We start from the raw sequence: 15,489 nt of genomic DNA, 5'->3' as shown, positions 1-15,489 counted from the left end.
CAACCCTGCGTCGCCCAGCCGAGCCTTCAAACTGACAATTGACTTCCATGTAACGTCAAGGTTACACGTAACCTCAAGGTTACAAAAAGGGGGGCATTCATGGCCTATCGCAGCAAGGCAACATTCGATCAGCCGAGTGCCGAAGATATCGAGCAGATGCGGGGAATGAACGCCTGGTTTCTGCCGCTGTTGTTCTTCCAGCAGGCGTCGTTGATCTTTCGCGAGGGCGGATCGCCGTTCACCGCTTATCTCGGCATCGTCGCCTGGGCATTCCTGATACTGGTGGAATTCGTATATTTGAGCGCCTGGAAGGTTCGATGGCTCGGTGAGCGCGAGAACGCGATCCTCAACGACGAATGGCATCGCGCCATCAGCGGAGAGGCGTCGCGCTGGGGGTTGGCAGCAGTTGCCACATTGGGCGTCGGCATGATTGTGGCTGACCGGTGGATCACCTTTGACGGACCCAAATTGATATTCATTCTGGTCAACGGTGGCATGCTGACGGCGGGTCTGCGTTACGCCTGGCTCAATCGAGGGGTGGCGGACGACGACGCGTGAGGCTCGTCAATCGAATCAAGGACAGGCGTACGCAGCTTGGGCTGACCCAAGCTGAACTGGCCGATCATTGTGCCGTCTCTCGGAAAACGATCAATACGGTCGAGAACGGCGTTTTCGTTCCCTCGACCGTGCTGGCGCTTCGAATTGCGGCGGTGCTTACCGAGCCGGTTGAAGAGTTGTTCTGGCTCGAAGATTGAGTGCCTCGACATGGCGGGCGAGGTTGCCCTGCGCCGCGCTGATGTCGATCAGGTGCATGCCCCAACCGGGAATGAAGAAGCCGAGCGCGCCGACCTCGCCGCCGATGCGATCGGTGCGCTTGTCGGCGGGATCGGCGTTGGTGCGGATCGACAGATAGCCGCGCGGGCCGTCGTTGACGCAGCGTGCCGAGACGAGGCCTTGCGTGCGGACGAATGGGGTGGGCGGGGCACCCTCGCTCGACCAGGTGATCGGGCCGCCGGGGACGGGCAGGGTCGAGCGCGTGTTCCAGTAGGATTCGAGAGGGACCCAGCCGGTCGCGCCGGGCTTGCCCGGGTTGACGCAGCCGACGGTCATCCCCGGCTTGTCGGCGATCCCGAAAATCGCACCGGCGGGGGGCGCGTTGCGCTCGCGATAGCTGACCCAGCTCATCACGCAGCCGGTCTGCATCGCGCGGCTGCACAGCGGGGTCGACTTGAACGTGCCGCCGACCAGCTTGCCCTGCGGGACCATGACGTTGAAGCCCGGAATGATCGCGAGGCGCATCTGCTTCGCGGCGGGCTTACCCTCGATTTCGCGCGCGATCAGCTGTTGGAGCATCAGCGAGCCCTGGCTGTGGCCGATCAGGACGAACGGGCGGCCCTCGTTATATTTGGAAAGATAGGTGCGCCACGCGGCGGCGACGTCGCCGTAGGCAAGCATCGCCGGACCGGCGACGTTGGCGCCAGCGGCGGCGGCGGTCACCGCGCCAAGCGTCATCGAACGATACATCGGCGCAAAGGTTCGGCAGCCGCTGGCGAAGCGGGCGAACTGGCTGACGATCGAGGCGCGCTCCTCGCCGTCGCCCGGGGTGAGGTCGCTGTTCATTCCCTGATCGCGGCTGACGGTCGGATAGACGATGAAACAATCGACGTCGGCGTCGCGCGACGGGCCAGTGATCAGCGGCTTGCCATAGCCCGACGGGTTGAGCTCGGTCGCCTTGACGGTGACGGCGCAGGGGTCGGTGCGGCCGGGCAGGCACAGCCAGTTGCCGGGACGGTCATAATCGGTCGCGGCCGGGGCGGCGGCGGGTTGCGCCGAGGCGGGCGTCTCGATCAGGGCGGCAAGGGCAAGGGCAAGGGCAAGGGCAAGGGCAAGGGCAAGGACGAACGGACGGATCATTTGGCGGGATCTCCAACATCGAACAGGCCGGTCTGCGCGCCGGGGGGCGGGTTGAGGCCGAGGTGACTGTAGCCGCGGCCGTTGAGGCAGCGCCCACGGGCAGTGCGCGCGATCAGGCCGAGCTGGATGAGATAGGGTTCGACCACGTCTTCGAGCGTGTCGCGCGGCTCACTGAGTCCCGCCGCGAGGGTCTCGATGCCGACGGGGCCGCCGCCGTAGAGGTCGGCGATCATCGTCAGGTAGCGGCGGTCCATCGCATCGAGGCCAAGCTGGTCGATCTCGAGGCGGCCAAGCGCGCGGTCGGCGGCTTCGGCGTCGATCTGGGCCGCACCGGCGGCATGGGCGAAGTCGCGCACCCGGCGGAGCAGGCGGCCGGCAATTCGAGGGGTGCCGCGGCTGCGGCGGGCAATCTCGTGCGCGCCGTCCCGCGACAGCGGTGCGTTGAGCAACCGTGCGGCGCGGCTGACGACGAGTTCTAGCTCGCCAACAGTGTAGAAGTTGAGGCGGATCGGAATCCCGAAGCGATCGCGCAGCGGGGTGGTCAGCAGTCCCTGCCGGGTAGTGGCGCCGACGAGGGTGAAGCGCGGCAGGTCGATCCGGACGCTTCGTGCCGACGGGCCTTCGCCGATCATCAGGTCGAGCGCTCGGTCTTCCATCGCCGGATAGAGCACTTCCTCGACCGCCGGATTAAGGCGGTGGATTTCGTCGATGAACAGGACGTCGCCGTCTTCAAGATTGGTCAGCAGCGCGGCAAGGTCGCCCGACTTGGCGATCACGGGGCCGCTGGTGGCACGAAAGCCGACACCCATCTCGCGCGCGAGAATTCCGGCGAGCGTCGTCTTGCCGAGGCCGGGCGGCCCGAAGAACAGGACATGGTCGAGCGCCTCGCCGCGCGCGCGGGCGGCGTTGACGAAGATGCGCAGATTCTCGCGCGCGCCCTGCTGCCCGACGAACTCGTCGAGGCTCTTCGGACGCAGCGCCGCGTCGGCATCCTCGGCGGTGCGCTCGGGCGTGGTCAGTCGGGTCGGGTCGGTGGCCATGTCAGTCGTGCTCGACGCTATCGCCCGAAATCGCAACCCAATCGTGCTTGCGATTTTCCCACACCGAGAAATCGGGCGTGAAGGCGAACGCGTCGTCGAGCGCGCCGATCGCGATGGCGATCGTTTCCGGCGCATGGTCGTGACGATAGAAGGGCGACATTCCGCATTCGGGGCAGAAGTGGAAGCGAGTGACGCCCTTGTCGTTGGTGGTCAGATATTCGCGCGACTGGCCCTCGACCAGGACCGCCTCGGCGGAAAAGCGAACCTGCGCCGCGAAGGCGGAGCCACTGCGCTTCTTGCAGTCAAGGCAATGACAGACCGACACGCGCACCGGCTCGCCGGTCGCGGTCACGCTGAGTTGGCCGCAGCGGCAGGAGGCGGTGTGGGCGGTCATGATCGCATCAGCCCGGAACGTAGATCCAGACACGCCGCGGACCCCCCGACAGTCCTCTCAAGGCCGCCGCCGCCTGCGGCTGGCGTGGACGGCCTTCGCAAGGCTCCTCGTAGATTTCGGCCATCTGCCGGAGCATGACCGGAGGGGCCGAGTTGAGTTCGACGACCCCCGTGACCAGGTTGCGATGCATCAGCCCGATCCCGCCCCAATGGCTGCGCAGGCGCTTGTCCTTGTCGCACCGCGGCGGCTCCAGCATGGCGCGAATGGCGGACACGGCGCGCGGATCGCCGCCGATCGCTGCGCCGGTAAGCAGGATTTCTGCCTTGTCCGCATCGCGCGTCACCCCGGTTCCGTCGCGATAGGCAAGGCCGAGCGAGTAGCGTGCAGACACCTGTCCGTCTTTCACTTCCTGTTCGAGGACCGGGATCGCCTTCGCGAAATCGCCGGCGGAGTAGAGGTTCATCCCGGGAGTCTTCTTCACCCCGATCGAGCACGACGCCAGCGCGACCGCCGACAGCGCACACAAAGCAATACGACCTTTCGACATTCCCAACCCCCGTCCCGATTATTTCGCCGCTTTTCTTAGGGCTAGCCTGACCAGGCTATCAAGTGTCGCCCCGTCGCCAAGATCGGCGACCGCGGCGGCGACCGCGGCGCTGGCTTCGGCGGGCTTGAAGCCGAGGTTGGCGAGCGCGCTGAGGGCGTCCTGTGCGGTAGTACCGCGTGGTGGGGCGGCGCCGGCGACGGCGGCGAGAGCGGGACTGCCCATCTTGCCGGCGAGTTCGTTGACGATCCGCATCGCCAGCTTGGGGCCGACGCCGTTGGCGCGGGCGACCATCGCCTTGTCCCCGTGACTGACCGCAGCGGCTAGTTCGGCAGGGTCGAGCACCGACAGGATCGCCAGCGCGACGCGGCCGCCGACGCCCTGCACGCTGGTCAACTGACGGAACGCCTCGCGCTCGCCGGTCGAGCCGAAGGCGAACAGCGTCATCGAATCCTCGCGCACCTGCAATTCGGTCAGCAGCATGACCTCGCCGCCGATCGGGCCGATGGCGTCGAGCGTCCGGGTCGAGGCCAGCACGGCATAGCCGACCCCGGCGACGTCGAGGACGGCACCGTCGGCGCTGGTTTCGGCGAGAATGCCGGTGAGGCGGGCGATCATCGGCCTTGCGTAAGGCCGCTTCGCCCGCTCGCCAAGTGGTGCGCGTGGGTGATCGCGACGGCGAGCGCGTCGGCGGCGTCGGCGCCGGCAATGGTGGCGCCGGGAAGAAGCCGCTGGACCATCGCATGAACTTGGCTCTTGTCGGCGCTGCCGACCCCGACGACGGCCTTCTTCACCAGCCGCGCGGCATATTCGCCGATGTCGATGCCGGCACGCGCCGCAACCATCAGCACGACGCCGCGCGCCTGCGCCAGCTTGAGCGTCGACTGAGCGTTCTTGTTGACGAACACTTCCTCGACCGCCGCCGCGTCGGGGGCGGTATCGACAAGGATCGACTCAAGCTGGCTGGCGAGGTGCGACAGGCGGCGCGGCATCGGTTCCTTGGCGTCGGTCTTCAACTGACCGTTGCCAAGGTGGGTCAGGCGATTGCCCGACGCGCGGATCAAGCCCCAGCCGGTGCACGACAGCGACGGATCAAGACCGAGGACGACCAAACCCTCTCCACGCGGAGAGGGGGAAAGGGTCAACCCAGCCGCTCCATCACGTCGTCGCTGACTTCGTAATTGCCCCACACGGTCTGCACGTCGTCGTCGTCGTCGAGCACGTCGATCAACTTGAGCAGCGTTCCCGCATCGCTTTCGCCGACGTCGACCATGACTTGCGGCCGCCACGCGAGCTTCGCGCCCTCGGCTTCGCCGAGCACCGGCTCGAGCGCTTTGGCGACTTCGTGGAGTGCGCCGATCTCGGTCCAGATTTCGTGGCCGTCATCGGAGGAAGTGACGTCCTCGGCGCCGGCTTCGAGCGCGGCTTCGAACACCTTGTCGGCGTCACCCGCGCTGGCGGGATAGTTGATCAGGCCGACGCGGTCGAAGGCGTGGCTGACGCTTCCGCTCGCGCCCAGATTGCCGCCATTCTTGCTGACCGCGGTGCGCACGTTGGTGGCAGTGCGGTTGCGGTTGTCGGTCAATGCTTCGATGATCAGTGACACGCCGCCGGGGCCGAAACCCTCGTAGCGAACTTCCTCATAGGTCTCGGCATCGCCACGCGCGGCCTTGTCGATCGACCGCTGGATATTGTCCTTGGGCATCGACTGCGCCTTGGCCGCGTTCACCGCGGCGCGCAGGCGCGGGTTCATGTCGGGGTCGGGCAGGCCCATCTTGGCCGCGACGGTGATTTCGCGGCTGAGCTTGGAGAACATGCCCGAGCGCTTCTTGTCCTGCGCACCCTTGCGATGCATGATGTTCTTGAATTTGGAATGGCCGGCCATGCGGGCGGGGCTCCTGGCGTGAAGAAAGGCGTCCCCTTAACCGAATGACCGAGCAGCCGACAAGCCGCACCCCGGTGCGACCTAGCCCTTTGGCGATCTATCGCGACTTCGCGGCCTTCGTTCGGCGACCGCGCCTGCCCGAGCGGACCGAGCCGTTCGACGGCCATTCCCTGGGGGCGGTCGGGTGGCTGCTGCTGCTCAACATCGCCATCGCGCTGCCACTGGCGGTGCTGCTGACCCATTTGGCAGAGAGCGCGTCGGTCGATACGCCGCAATTCGAGGCGCTCACCGAGAACGGTCCGCTGTTCACGCTCGCACTCGGCGCGCTGGGCATTCCGCTGGTCGAGGAAATCTTCTTCCGCGGCTGGATCAATGGGCGACGCACCAGCCTCGTCGTCATCGCGATTGCAGTGGTCGCCGTAGTACTTGTCGGGGTGCTGCTAGGGCTTCAGGCGCCCGCATGGACGCGAATGGCCGCGATTGGCGCGGCGTTGGCGGCGATCCTGGTGGCCTGGTGGCGCGGTCGGCATCACGGGCAGGCGCCGCAATGGTTCGCCAGGATTTTTCCACTGGTCTATTTCGGACAGGCGATCGCATTCGGGCTGGTCCACCTGACCAATTACAAGCAGCCGCCGTCGGCGTTGCTGCTGCTGTTCGTGGTCCCGCAACTGGTGGCGGGCCTGATCAACGGATACGCCCGCGTCCGCTTCGGCATGTGGGGTAACGTCACCATCCATGCGCTATCGAACGGACTGTTCCTGTCGATGATGCTGAGCGGGCTTTAAGGGCCCGCCCGTCATCATCGGATCAGCGGGATCAGGCGAGGCCCAGCGCGTTGCGATAGGTTTCGAGCAGCGCGTCGGCTTCCTGCCGCGCATGGCTTTCCATCTTCCGCAAGCGGACGATCGCGCGCATCGTCTTGGTGTCGTAGCCGTTCGACTTGGCTTCGGCGTAGACGTCCTTCACGTCGTCGGCGATGCCCTTCTTCTCTTCCTCGAGCCGTTCGATCCGCTCGATAAACAGCCGCAGCTGGTCCGCTGCGACATTGTCCTCGCTCATCATGTTTCCTTTTCGATTCGCCCGGTCCGGGTCGTTCGGCGGTGGTCCTAAGCGACCGCTCGGCGCGCCTCAACCCGGTTGAACGAGACGGGCGACCCGCTATGGCAGGCGCGCCACAGCCGATCTGAAAAAGGAATTATGACGATGCTCAAGCCAAGAGCGCGCAAGGTAAAAATCCTGGCGACGCTGGGTCCGGCTTCGTCGAGCCCGCAGATGATCCGCGCGCTGATGGAAGCGGGCGCGGACGCCTTTCGCATCAACATGAGCCACGGCGACCAGGCCAGCAAGGCGGCGTTGGTCGAGACGATCCGCGGATTGGAAAAGCCGCTCGGCCGGCCGACGACGATTCTGTTCGACCTTCAGGGGCCCAAGCTCCGGGTCGGTGATTTCAAGAACGGCTCGGTCATGTTGGAGGCGGGCAAGACCTTCATCCTCGACCGCGATCCCGCCGACGGCGACGAGACGCGTGTCGAGCTTCCCCATCCCGAATTGTTCGAGGCGTTGCAGGACGGCGACCGCTTGCTCATCGACGACGGCAAGGTTCGGCTGAAGGCGCTCAAGGTCACCAGCGACCGGATCGAGGCCGAAGTGATGGTCGGCGGCAAGGTCAGCAATCACAAGGGCGTCAACGTGCCCGACGTGGTCGTGCCAATCCCCGCGCTGACCGAAAAGGATCGGAGCGACCTGCAGTTCGCGCTGACGCAGGGCGCCGATTACATCGCGCTGTCGTTCGTGCAGCGGCCCGAGGACGTCGCCGAGGCGCGCGAATTGGTCGGGGACCGGGCGGCGCTGCTCGCCAAGATCGAAAAGCCGCAGGCGATCGAGCGGCTCGACGAAATCCTGGAGCTTGCCGACGCGGTGATGGTCGCGCGCGGCGACCTTGGCGTCGAGCTTCCGCCCGAAGGTGTTCCGCCGCTTCAGAACCGGATCGTCGCCGCGGCTCGGCAGGCGGGCAAGCCGGTGGTGGTCGCGACGCAGATGCTCGAATCGATGATCGTCAGCCCGACCCCGACGCGCGCCGAAGTCAGTGACGTTGCGAACGCGATCTACGAAGGCGCGGACGCGGTGATGCTGTCGGCCGAAAGCGCTGCGGGATCCTACCCGATCGAAGCGGTGCAGATGATGGACAAGATCGGCCAGAGCGTCGAAGCCGACCCTGTCTACGCGGCGCGCATCCATTTCACCGAGACGCCTGCCGAAGCTACCGCCGCCGACGCCTTGTCGGAAAGCGCGGCGCAGATCGTGCGCATTCTCTCGGCCAAGGCGATGGCCTGCTACACCTCGTCGGGATCGACCGCGCGCCGGATTGCCCGCGAGCGCGCGCCGGTGCCGACGCTGGCGATGACCGCCAGCCTGAAGGCGGCGCGGCGGTTGGGGCTGCAGTGGGGCGTTCACGCCGTCCACACCCGCGACGTGTCGAGCTTCGAGGAAATGGTCGGCAAGGCGCGCCGCATGGCGCTTCGCCACCACCTCGCCGCGCCCGGCGACCGGATGGTGATCATGGCGGGCGTGCCGTTCAAGACGACCGGGTCGACCAACGTCATCCACGTCGTGAAGCTCGCCGGGGACGAGCTGGAAAACTACCTCAACGAGTAGGCAGCAGCGCAGGGACCTCGCCCGGGATCTCGCGGGCAAGGAAGCCGACCGTGCCGACCTTTAGAGCCAGCGCGCGGCCGGCTTCGCCATGGAGCCAGACCGCCCAAATCAGTGCGGTGAGTGGGTCGGCGCCGCGGGCGAGAAGACCGCCGACGATGCCCGCGAGCACATCGCCCGATCCAGAAATTCCCAAGCCGGGGCCGCCGCCCGGATAATGGAAACAAGACCCGTCGGGCGCGACGACGTGGCTCTGTGAGCCCTTGACCAGCACCATCGCGCCGTAGCGGTCGGCGCAGCGGTGTCCGGCGCCGAGCGGATCGGCCTCGACCTCCTCGATCGGGCAATCGAGCAGGCCTGCCAGTTCGCCGGCGTGCGGAAGCAGGATCGGCGGGACCTTGCTGGCGCGGCATTGCTCGGCGCAACCGGGCAAGATGTGCAGCAGGGCGGCATCGAGCGCGAGTGGCTTGCCGAGGCTCAGCAGCGCCGATGCCAGCGGCGGCCCGGCGCGATTGGATGCGAGCCCCGGCCCCGCGACGATCGCGTCTGCTTTCTCTCCCAGCTCGGCGAGGTCGGCGATGGCGGAGGTCGCGAAGCCGCCGTCGGCGTGGCTGGCGTGTCCGACCACCATCGCCTCGGGCATCGCGATCCCGAGCGGAACCGCGATCACGTCGGGCGCGGCGATCTGCAGCTTACCCGCGCCGCTCCGCATCGCGCCATGTGCCGCCAGAAGCGCCGCGCCGGGTACGTCGCGGGATCCGGCGACGATCAGCACCGTCCCATGGCTATCCTTGTCGCCGCCCTCGATCGGCGGCAGCGGGTGCCGGCCGAGCAATTGGCGGTCGAGAGGCGCGGGATCGCTCATCGCGTGCCGGTGATCATGTCGGGCTCGGCAGTCTTTGGGGTCCCCTCCTGCTCCATCGGCGCGCCGTGATTCCACAGCGCCAGCGTGGGCACGCACAGCGATTGCTCGTTCGGTTCGAAATCGAATGCGCAGATGCCGCAGTTGAGGATCTCGGCCTGCTTGTCGATGCTGAGGATCTGCTGCTCTGTGAGTTCCTCGAGCACATAGCGCATGCATAGCACGACGACCTGGTGCGCGACGACCAGCACACGCTTGTCGGCATAGTGAAGATTGATCGTGTTCATCATCGATCGCAGTCGAAGGATGACGTCGGCCCAGCTCTCGCCGCCGGGGGGGCGGTGGTAGAATTTGCCCATCTTGTTCCGGTGTGCGGCTTCGTCGGGATATTTGTCGCGGATGCCCAGCGTGGTCAGGCCGTCGAACACCCCGAACTCGCGCTCGCGCAGTCGTTCGTCGAGGATCGTCGGCTTCGCGCCGCCTGCCAACCCGCCCGCCTTGCAGATCGCCTCCGCGGTCTGGATCGCACGGACGTAGGGGGAGGAGAGCAGGATCTCGGGCTTTTCATCCTCGGGCAGCGCGGCGAACCAGCGACCCGCCGCCTCGGCCTGCTGATGGCCAAGCTTGCTCAGCGGCACGTCGACGTCGCGAAGGTCGAGGTCGATGACGAGATGCCCGGCCTCATGCGCGGCGTCGCGGGCGACATTGCCCTGGCTCTGCCCGTGCCGGACCAGCCACATCCGCTCGGGCCAATGTTGTCGTGCCGGCATTCATCCCTCCTGCTGACCAGTCCAACACTGCCGCGACGCAGTTGTTTCCGCAAAGCCCCGTTTGACCGCGCGCGGCAGGCGTGGAAAAGCGCAGCCCATGGCTACGACGATCGAACAATTGGAAGCACGCCGCGACGCGGCGCGGATGGGCGGCGGGCAAAAGCGCATCGATGCGCAGCACGCCAAGGGGCGGCTGACCGCGCGCGAGCGGCTGTCGGTGCTGCTCGACCCCGACTCGTTCGAGGAAGTCGACATGTACGTCGAGCACAACTGCGTCGACTTCGGCATGGAGACGCAGAAGTTTCCGGGCGACGGCGTTGTGACCGGATCGGGGACGATCAACGGCCGGCTGGTCTATGTCTTCGCGCAGGATTTCACCGTGTTCGGCGGCTCCCTGTCGGAACGGCATGCGCAGAAGATCTGCAAAATCATGGACGCCGCGCTGAAGGTCGGGGCGCCGGTGATTGGGCTGAACGACAGTGGCGGCGCACGCATCCAGGAGGGCGTTGCGAGCCTTGGCGGCTATGCCGAGGTGTTCCAGCGCAACGTGCTGGCATCTGGTGTGGTGCCACAGCTTTCGCTGATCATGGGCCCGTGCGCTGGCGGGGCAGTCTATTCGCCCGCGATGACCGACTTCATTTTCATGGTGAAGGATTCATCCTACATGTTCGTCACCGGACCCGACGTGGTGAAGACGGTCACGAACGAAGTGGTGACGCAGGAGGAATTGGGCGGCGCGGTGACGCACACGACCAAGTCCGGGGTCGCCGACGTGGCGTTCGAGAATGACATCGACGCGCTGCTCGCGACGCGCGACTTCTTCGATTTCCTGCCGCTGTCGAACCGGCACGAACTGCCGACGCGCCCGACCGAGGATCCGTGGGACCGGATTGAGGACAGCCTCGACACGCTGATCCCGCCCTCGGCCAACCAGCCGTACGACATGCACGAGCTGATCCGGAAGGTCGCCGACGAGGGCGACTTCTTCGAAATTCAACCGAACCATGCCGGCAACATCATCGTCGGCTTTGCCCGCGTCGAAGGCCGCACCGTCGGCATCGTCGCCAACCAGCCGATGGTGCTGGCGGGCTGCCTCGACATCAACTCGTCGAAGAAGGGCGCGCGGTTCGTGCGTTTCTGCGACGCGTTCGAAATTCCGATCGTGACCTTCGTCGACGTGCCGGGCTTCCTGCCGGGCGTGGGGCAGGAGCATCACGGCATCATCAAGCACGGCGCCAAGCTGCTGTTCGCTTACGCTGAAGCGACGGTGCCCAAGATTACGGTCATCACGCGCAAAGCTTATGGCGGTGCCTACGACGTCATGGCGTCGAAGCATCTGCGCGGCGACTTGAACTATGCCTGGCCGACCGCCGAGATCGCGGTGATGGGGGCCAAGGGGGCGGTCGAGATCATCTTCCGCGGCAAGACGCCCGAGGAGCAGGCCGAGCGAACCCGCGAATATGAAGAGCGCTTCGCCAACCCGTTCGTGGCGGCGAGCAAGGGCTTCATTGACGAAGTGATCATGCCGCACTCGACGCGGCGGCGGGTCGCGCTGGGCCTCCGCAAGCTACGCGACAAGCAGCTTGAGAACCCTTGGAAGAAGCACGACAACATCCCGCTTTGATGGCGAACATCCGTTTGGGACTCAGCAATGTCGGCGGCACAATAACGAGGTGCGACTTGCTTTCCCATTGCGGACTGCCACCAAAAGGCATCGAATCGTGAAGAGAGACTTTCCCAAGGAAGTCCTCGGGCTGGTCATCGTTGCTACGCTGGCAGCGGTCGCCTGGTGGAAAGCACCGCAGTTCGATCCCAAGACGATGGGCTTTTTCACCAAGAACTATGTTGCTCCCTATCCCGAAATGCCCAGGGACTTCCGGCTCGCTGGGGCGGCATTTGCCGCGATCGGGGGCTTGATCATGTTGGCGGGCTTCAAATCCGTTTGGCGGCGGCAGTTGACGTGGCGGTCGGCCGGTCGGGGCTGGTTGGCGCTGCGTTGGTGATCTTGTTTGGGAGTGCATTCTTGGTTGCCGCCAACTCGGCGGAACGACACATTGGGCAGGAGCAAGTGCGTGAAGCTGGGTAGGTTGAATCATGTCGGCGTTGCAACGCCCTCGATCGAGCAGTCGGTCGCGCTGTATCGCGATCATATGGGCGCGACGACGGTGCATGATCCGTTCGACCTGCCCGCGCAGGGCGTCCGGGTGTGCTTCGTCGATGCGCCCAATATGCAGGTGGAGTTGATCGAGCCGCTCGGTGCGGATTCGCCGATCGTGAAGTTTCTCGAGAAGAATCCGCTCGGTGGGCAACAACACCTCTGTTTCGAGGTCGACGACATCGAGGAAGCGCGCGCCTGGTACGACGCCAAGGGTGTTCGCATCCTGGGGCCGACGCGCATCGGTGCGCACGGGACGCCGATCTTCTTCCTCCACCCCAAGGACATGGGCGGCGTGCTGACCGAGATCATGGAAAGCCCCCGCCAGGCGCACTGACGCGGCGGATCGATTTTTCGCGGTACCGCGTTGATGACGCTGTATTCGAGGGAGAATGTCGATGCGTCCCGTCCTGCTTCTGTCCGCCCTGTCGATCCTCGCGGTCGCCCCGCCCGCCACCGCGCAATCGAGCGGCGTGCAACTCGCCTCCGCGCAGCGCGCCGCATGGGGTCGCCCCGGCAGCACGACGCTTCGGACCGGCGGCGAGAACGTCCGCTTCAGCGGCGGGCAATTGGTGGCGACGCCGTTCGGACCAGTGCTGGTCGCACCCGGCAGCGTCGGCCAGTTCAGCCATGTCAGCCCCGGCCGCATCGGCGCCTTCTACCTGCGCCGTGCCGGCAACGGCTTCGTGCGCGGCCGCGCCTATCCGTCGGCGGTGGTCGGCGGATCGATGGGATCGTTGAGCGAATGGAGCGTGTCACGCGCCTTCGGGCCGCGCCCGGTCATCTACGCCGAAGGCGGCTTCACCGGGCAGGGGCTGACCTGCGCCACCGCGACACTGACCGCGCTCACCCCCGCCGGGCCGGTCGAGATCGCGCAGATCCCGACGGTGTACGAGAATGGCAACAACCGCCGAAGCATCGAGGGAAAGATCGGTGCGATCGTCCCCGGGCGCTCGTTCGTCGTCAACTATTCGGGTTCGATGCGCTTCCGCGACACCTATGCCTGGTCGAACGGCCGCTATCGGCTTCAGGGACGTAGCCGGATGCCGACCTGCTGATCCGCGCGCGCCCTTGAGGTTCGGGTGCGGTCGCGACTATGCGATGGCGCATGACAGACCGATCGAAGCGCGACGAATGGGACCAGCTGGCCGCCAAGGAATCGAAGGGCCGCGACCTCAGCCGCGAAACCCTTGAGGGCATCACCCTGAAGCCCGTCTATGGGCCCGAGGACGCCGCGCACATCGACAGCGGCTATCCCGGCGTCGCGCCCTACACGCGCGGTCCCTATGCGACGATGTATTCGGGGCGGCCGTGGACGATCCGCCAATATGCCGGCTTCTCGACCGCCGAGGAATCGAACGCTTTCTATCGCCGCAACCTCGCGGCCGGGCAGAAAGGCCTGTCGGTGGCCTTCGACCTTGCGACCCACCGCGGTTACGACAGCGACCATCCGCGCGTCACCGGCGACGTTGGCAAGGCGGGCGTGGCGATCGACAGCGTCGAGGACATGAAATTGCTGTTCGACGGCATCCCGCTTGGCGAGATGTCGGTCAGCATGACGATGAACGGCGCGGTACTGCCGATCATGGCCTTCTACATCGTCGCGGGCGAGGAGCAGGGGGTCGATCGCAAGGCGCTGAGCGGCACGATCCAGAACGACATTCTGAAAGAGTTCGCGGTTCGCAACACCTACATCTATCCGCCCGAACCTTCGATGCGGATCGTCAGCGACATCATCGCCTACACGTCGGCCGAGATGCCGAAGTTCAACAGCATTTCCATCAGCGGCTATCACATGCACGAGGCCGGGGCGACGGCGGTGCAGGAGCTTGCCTACACGCTCGCCGACGGCATGGCCTATGTCCGCGCCGCGGCGGCTGCGGGGCAGGACATTGACACCTTTGCGCCGCGCCTTAGCTTCTTTTTCGGAATCGGCATGAACCTGTTCATGGAGGTCGCGAAGCTTCGTGCGGCACGGACGTTGTGGGGCCGGATCATGACCGACCTTGGCGCCCGGACCGAAAAGTCGAAGCTGCTTCGAACCCACTGCCAGACCAGCGGCGTCAGCCTGACCGAACAGGATCCGTACAACAACGTCATCCGCACGACGATCGAGGCGCTGGCCGCGGTCTTGGGCGGGACGCAGTCGCTCCACACCAACAGCCTCGACGAAGCGGTCGCGCTTCCCACCGACTTCTCCGCGCGTCTGGCGCGCAACACGCAGCTGATCCTGGCCGAGGAAAGTGGCGTCACCGCCGTTGCCGATCCGGTCGGCGGAAGCTGGTATGTCGAGGCGCTGACGCGCGAACTCGAGGAAAAGGCGCAGGCGCTGATCGACGAGGTCGAAGCGCATGGCGGCATGACCAAGGCGGTCGCCGAGGGCCTGCCCAAGCAGCGCATCGAGGAAGCCGCCGCTGCACGTGCGGCCAAGGTTGATACGGGCGAGACGGTGATCGTCGGGGTCAACCGTTATCGATTAGCCGAGGAAGCGCACCTCGACATCCTCGAAGTCGACAATGCCAAGGTCCGCGCGGGTCAAATCGCGCGGCTGGAAAAGATGCGCGCCAGTCGCGACGAGGCGCAGGCACGCGCGGCCTTGGATGCGCTCGAAGCGGGCGCTCGGTCGGGCGACAATCTGCTGGCCCTCGCGGTCGAGGCGGCGCGGTTGCGCTGTTCGCTCGGCGAGATTTCCGATGCACTCGAACGCGTCTTCGGCCGCTATGCAACAACACCGACCCCGGTCAGCGGAATCTACGGCAAGCGCGATGACGAACGCTGGCACGAGGCCGTGGCGGGCACGCAAAGCGTTGCGCAGCGGATGGGCCGCCGCCCACGCATCTTCGTCGCCAAGATGGGTCAGGACGGCCACGACCGCGGCGCCAACCTCGTTTCGTCGGCGTTCGGCGACCTGGGATTCGAGGTGGTCGCGGGACCGCTGTTTCAGACGCCTCGCGAAGCCGCTGAAACTGCGGTGCAGAAAGACGTGGACGTCGTCGGCGCCTCGAGCCTTGCCGCTGGGCACAAGACGCTGATCCCCGAACTGATCGGGCATTTGAAGGACATGGGCCGCGCCGACATTAAGGTCGTCGCAGGCGGCGTCATTCCTGCGCAGGATTACGCCATGCTGCGCGAGGCGGGCGTGCAGGCGATCTTCGGACCGGGAACGAACCTGGCCGACGCTGCGGACGAGGTGTTGCGGTTGCTCGGGCACAACAAACCTCCGGTCGATCTGCCCCCGAAATGATTCGAGTTAACCGTAGTTAAATGGTATGA

General features: G+C 65.9%; 19 protein-coding genes. 9 read left to right on the top strand and 10 right to left on the bottom strand.

The window, feature by feature from the left end; genetic code table 11:
* Positions 1-99: 99 nt before the first annotated feature.
* Both SH584_RS05855 and SH584_RS05850 read left to right on the top strand, forming a co-directional pair.
* A complete protein-coding gene (locus tag SH584_RS05855) occupies positions 100-558 on the top strand; it encodes a hypothetical protein (RefSeq protein ID WP_324809301.1) in 459 nt (152 codons plus the stop codon).
* On the top strand, positions 555-755 hold the full coding sequence (locus tag SH584_RS05850; protein WP_322842115.1) for a helix-turn-helix transcriptional regulator: 201 nt from the start codon (positions 555-557) through the stop codon (positions 753-755). The genes SH584_RS05855 and SH584_RS05850 overlap by 4 nt, the downstream gene beginning before the upstream one ends.
* Here the strand turns inward: SH584_RS05850 and SH584_RS05845 are convergent.
* The 7 genes from SH584_RS05845 to SH584_RS05815 are packed head-to-tail and all read right to left on the bottom strand — an operon-like array spanning position 715 to position 5,777.
* Positions 715-1,914 carry a DUF3089 domain-containing protein gene (locus SH584_RS05845; RefSeq protein ID WP_324809299.1) on the bottom strand — a complete coding sequence of 400 codons (1,200 nt, stop codon included), beginning with the start codon at positions 1,912-1,914 and terminating at the stop codon, positions 715-717. The genes SH584_RS05850 and SH584_RS05845 overlap by 41 nt on opposite strands.
* Positions 1,911-2,954, bottom strand: a complete 1,044-nt coding sequence (gene ruvB / locus SH584_RS05840; protein ID WP_324809298.1) for a Holliday junction branch migration DNA helicase RuvB — start codon at positions 2,952-2,954, stop codon at positions 1,911-1,913. The genes SH584_RS05845 and ruvB overlap by 4 nt, the downstream gene beginning before the upstream one ends.
* Position 2,955: 1 nt before the next feature.
* The gene (locus SH584_RS05835; protein ID WP_324809296.1) at positions 2,956-3,348 is read right to left on the bottom strand and encodes a GFA family protein; all 393 of its coding nucleotides are present in this window, start codon (positions 3,346-3,348) and stop codon (positions 2,956-2,958) included.
* Positions 3,349-3,355: 7 nt separating this feature from the next.
* Positions 3,356-3,895: an SEL1-like repeat protein gene (locus tag SH584_RS05830; RefSeq protein WP_324809295.1), complete on the bottom strand. Its 540-nt coding sequence runs from the start codon at positions 3,893-3,895 to the stop codon at positions 3,356-3,358.
* An 18-nt stretch (positions 3,896-3,913) separates the two neighbouring features.
* Complete coding sequence (ruvA, locus tag SH584_RS05825) at positions 3,914-4,510, bottom strand: Holliday junction branch migration protein RuvA (protein ID WP_324809293.1); 597 nt, start codon at positions 4,508-4,510, stop codon at positions 3,914-3,916.
* A complete protein-coding gene (gene ruvC, locus SH584_RS05820; protein WP_324809492.1) occupies positions 4,507-5,004 on the bottom strand; it encodes a crossover junction endodeoxyribonuclease RuvC in 498 nt (165 codons plus the stop codon). The genes ruvA and ruvC overlap by 4 nt, the downstream gene beginning before the upstream one ends.
* Positions 5,005-5,033: 29 nt before the next feature.
* Complete coding sequence (locus tag SH584_RS05815; protein WP_324809292.1) at positions 5,034-5,777, bottom strand: YebC/PmpR family DNA-binding transcriptional regulator; 744 nt, start codon at positions 5,775-5,777, stop codon at positions 5,034-5,036.
* A gap of 44 nt (positions 5,778-5,821) precedes the next feature.
* On the opposite strand from SH584_RS05815, the gene SH584_RS05810 reads away from it, so the two are divergent.
* On the top strand, positions 5,822-6,562 hold the full coding sequence (locus SH584_RS05810) for a CPBP family glutamic-type intramembrane protease (RefSeq protein WP_324809291.1): 741 nt from the start codon (positions 5,822-5,824) through the stop codon (positions 6,560-6,562).
* Positions 6,563-6,593: 31 nt separating this feature from the next.
* Here the strand turns inward: SH584_RS05810 and SH584_RS05805 are convergent, their stop codons facing one another.
* A complete protein-coding gene (locus tag SH584_RS05805; RefSeq protein ID WP_322842123.1) occupies positions 6,594-6,836 on the bottom strand; it encodes a DUF2312 domain-containing protein in 243 nt (80 codons plus the stop codon).
* A 138-nt stretch (positions 6,837-6,974) separates the two neighbouring features.
* Between SH584_RS05805 and pyk the strand changes: the two genes are divergently transcribed.
* The gene (gene pyk / locus SH584_RS05800) at positions 6,975-8,432 is read left to right on the top strand and encodes a pyruvate kinase (protein ID WP_324809288.1); all 1,458 of its coding nucleotides are present in this window, start codon (positions 6,975-6,977) and stop codon (positions 8,430-8,432) included.
* Here the strand turns inward: pyk and SH584_RS05795 are convergent.
* Together SH584_RS05795 and SH584_RS05790 are read right to left on the bottom strand one after the other, a co-directional pair.
* Complete coding sequence (locus tag SH584_RS05795) at positions 8,422-9,294, bottom strand: NAD(P)H-hydrate dehydratase (RefSeq protein ID WP_324809286.1); 873 nt, start codon at positions 9,292-9,294, stop codon at positions 8,422-8,424. The two genes, pyk and SH584_RS05795, sit on opposite strands and share 11 nt — an antisense overlap.
* Positions 9,291-10,061, bottom strand: a complete 771-nt coding sequence (locus tag SH584_RS05790) for a histidine phosphatase family protein (protein ID WP_324809284.1) — start codon at positions 10,059-10,061, stop codon at positions 9,291-9,293. Before SH584_RS05790 ends, SH584_RS05795 begins: the two co-directional genes overlap by 4 nt.
* 97 nt (positions 10,062-10,158) lie before the next feature.
* Between SH584_RS05790 and SH584_RS05785 the strand changes: the two genes are divergently transcribed.
* From SH584_RS05785 to scpA, 5 genes are all read left to right on the top strand, one after another.
* Positions 10,159-11,685, top strand: a complete 1,527-nt coding sequence (locus SH584_RS05785) for an acyl-CoA carboxylase subunit beta (protein WP_322842127.1) — start codon at positions 10,159-10,161, stop codon at positions 11,683-11,685.
* Between the two features lie 97 nt (positions 11,686-11,782).
* Entirely contained in the window at positions 11,783-12,064 is a 282-nt protein-coding gene (locus tag SH584_RS05780) for a hypothetical protein (RefSeq protein ID WP_324809281.1), read from the top strand.
* A 69-nt stretch (positions 12,065-12,133) separates the two neighbouring features.
* Entirely contained in the window at positions 12,134-12,553 is a 420-nt protein-coding gene (mce, locus tag SH584_RS05775) for a methylmalonyl-CoA epimerase (protein WP_324809280.1), read from the top strand.
* Between the two features lie 61 nt (positions 12,554-12,614).
* Positions 12,615-13,274, top strand: a complete 660-nt coding sequence (locus tag SH584_RS05770) for a hypothetical protein (RefSeq protein WP_324809278.1) — start codon at positions 12,615-12,617, stop codon at positions 13,272-13,274.
* 50 nt (positions 13,275-13,324) lie between these two features.
* The gene (scpA, locus tag SH584_RS05765; protein ID WP_324809276.1) at positions 13,325-15,460 is read left to right on the top strand and encodes a methylmalonyl-CoA mutase; all 2,136 of its coding nucleotides are present in this window, start codon (positions 13,325-13,327) and stop codon (positions 15,458-15,460) included.
* Positions 15,461-15,489: the final 29 nt, after the last annotated feature.

Origin of the sequence: Sphingomonas sp. LY29 (assembly GCF_035593985.1) — a bacterium.
In the GTDB taxonomy this organism is placed as follows: Bacteria; Pseudomonadota; Alphaproteobacteria; order Sphingomonadales; family Sphingomonadaceae; genus Sphingomicrobium.
Note: the sequence above shows the minus strand (reverse complement) of the source record. Positions and strands in the feature narration are given on the sequence as shown.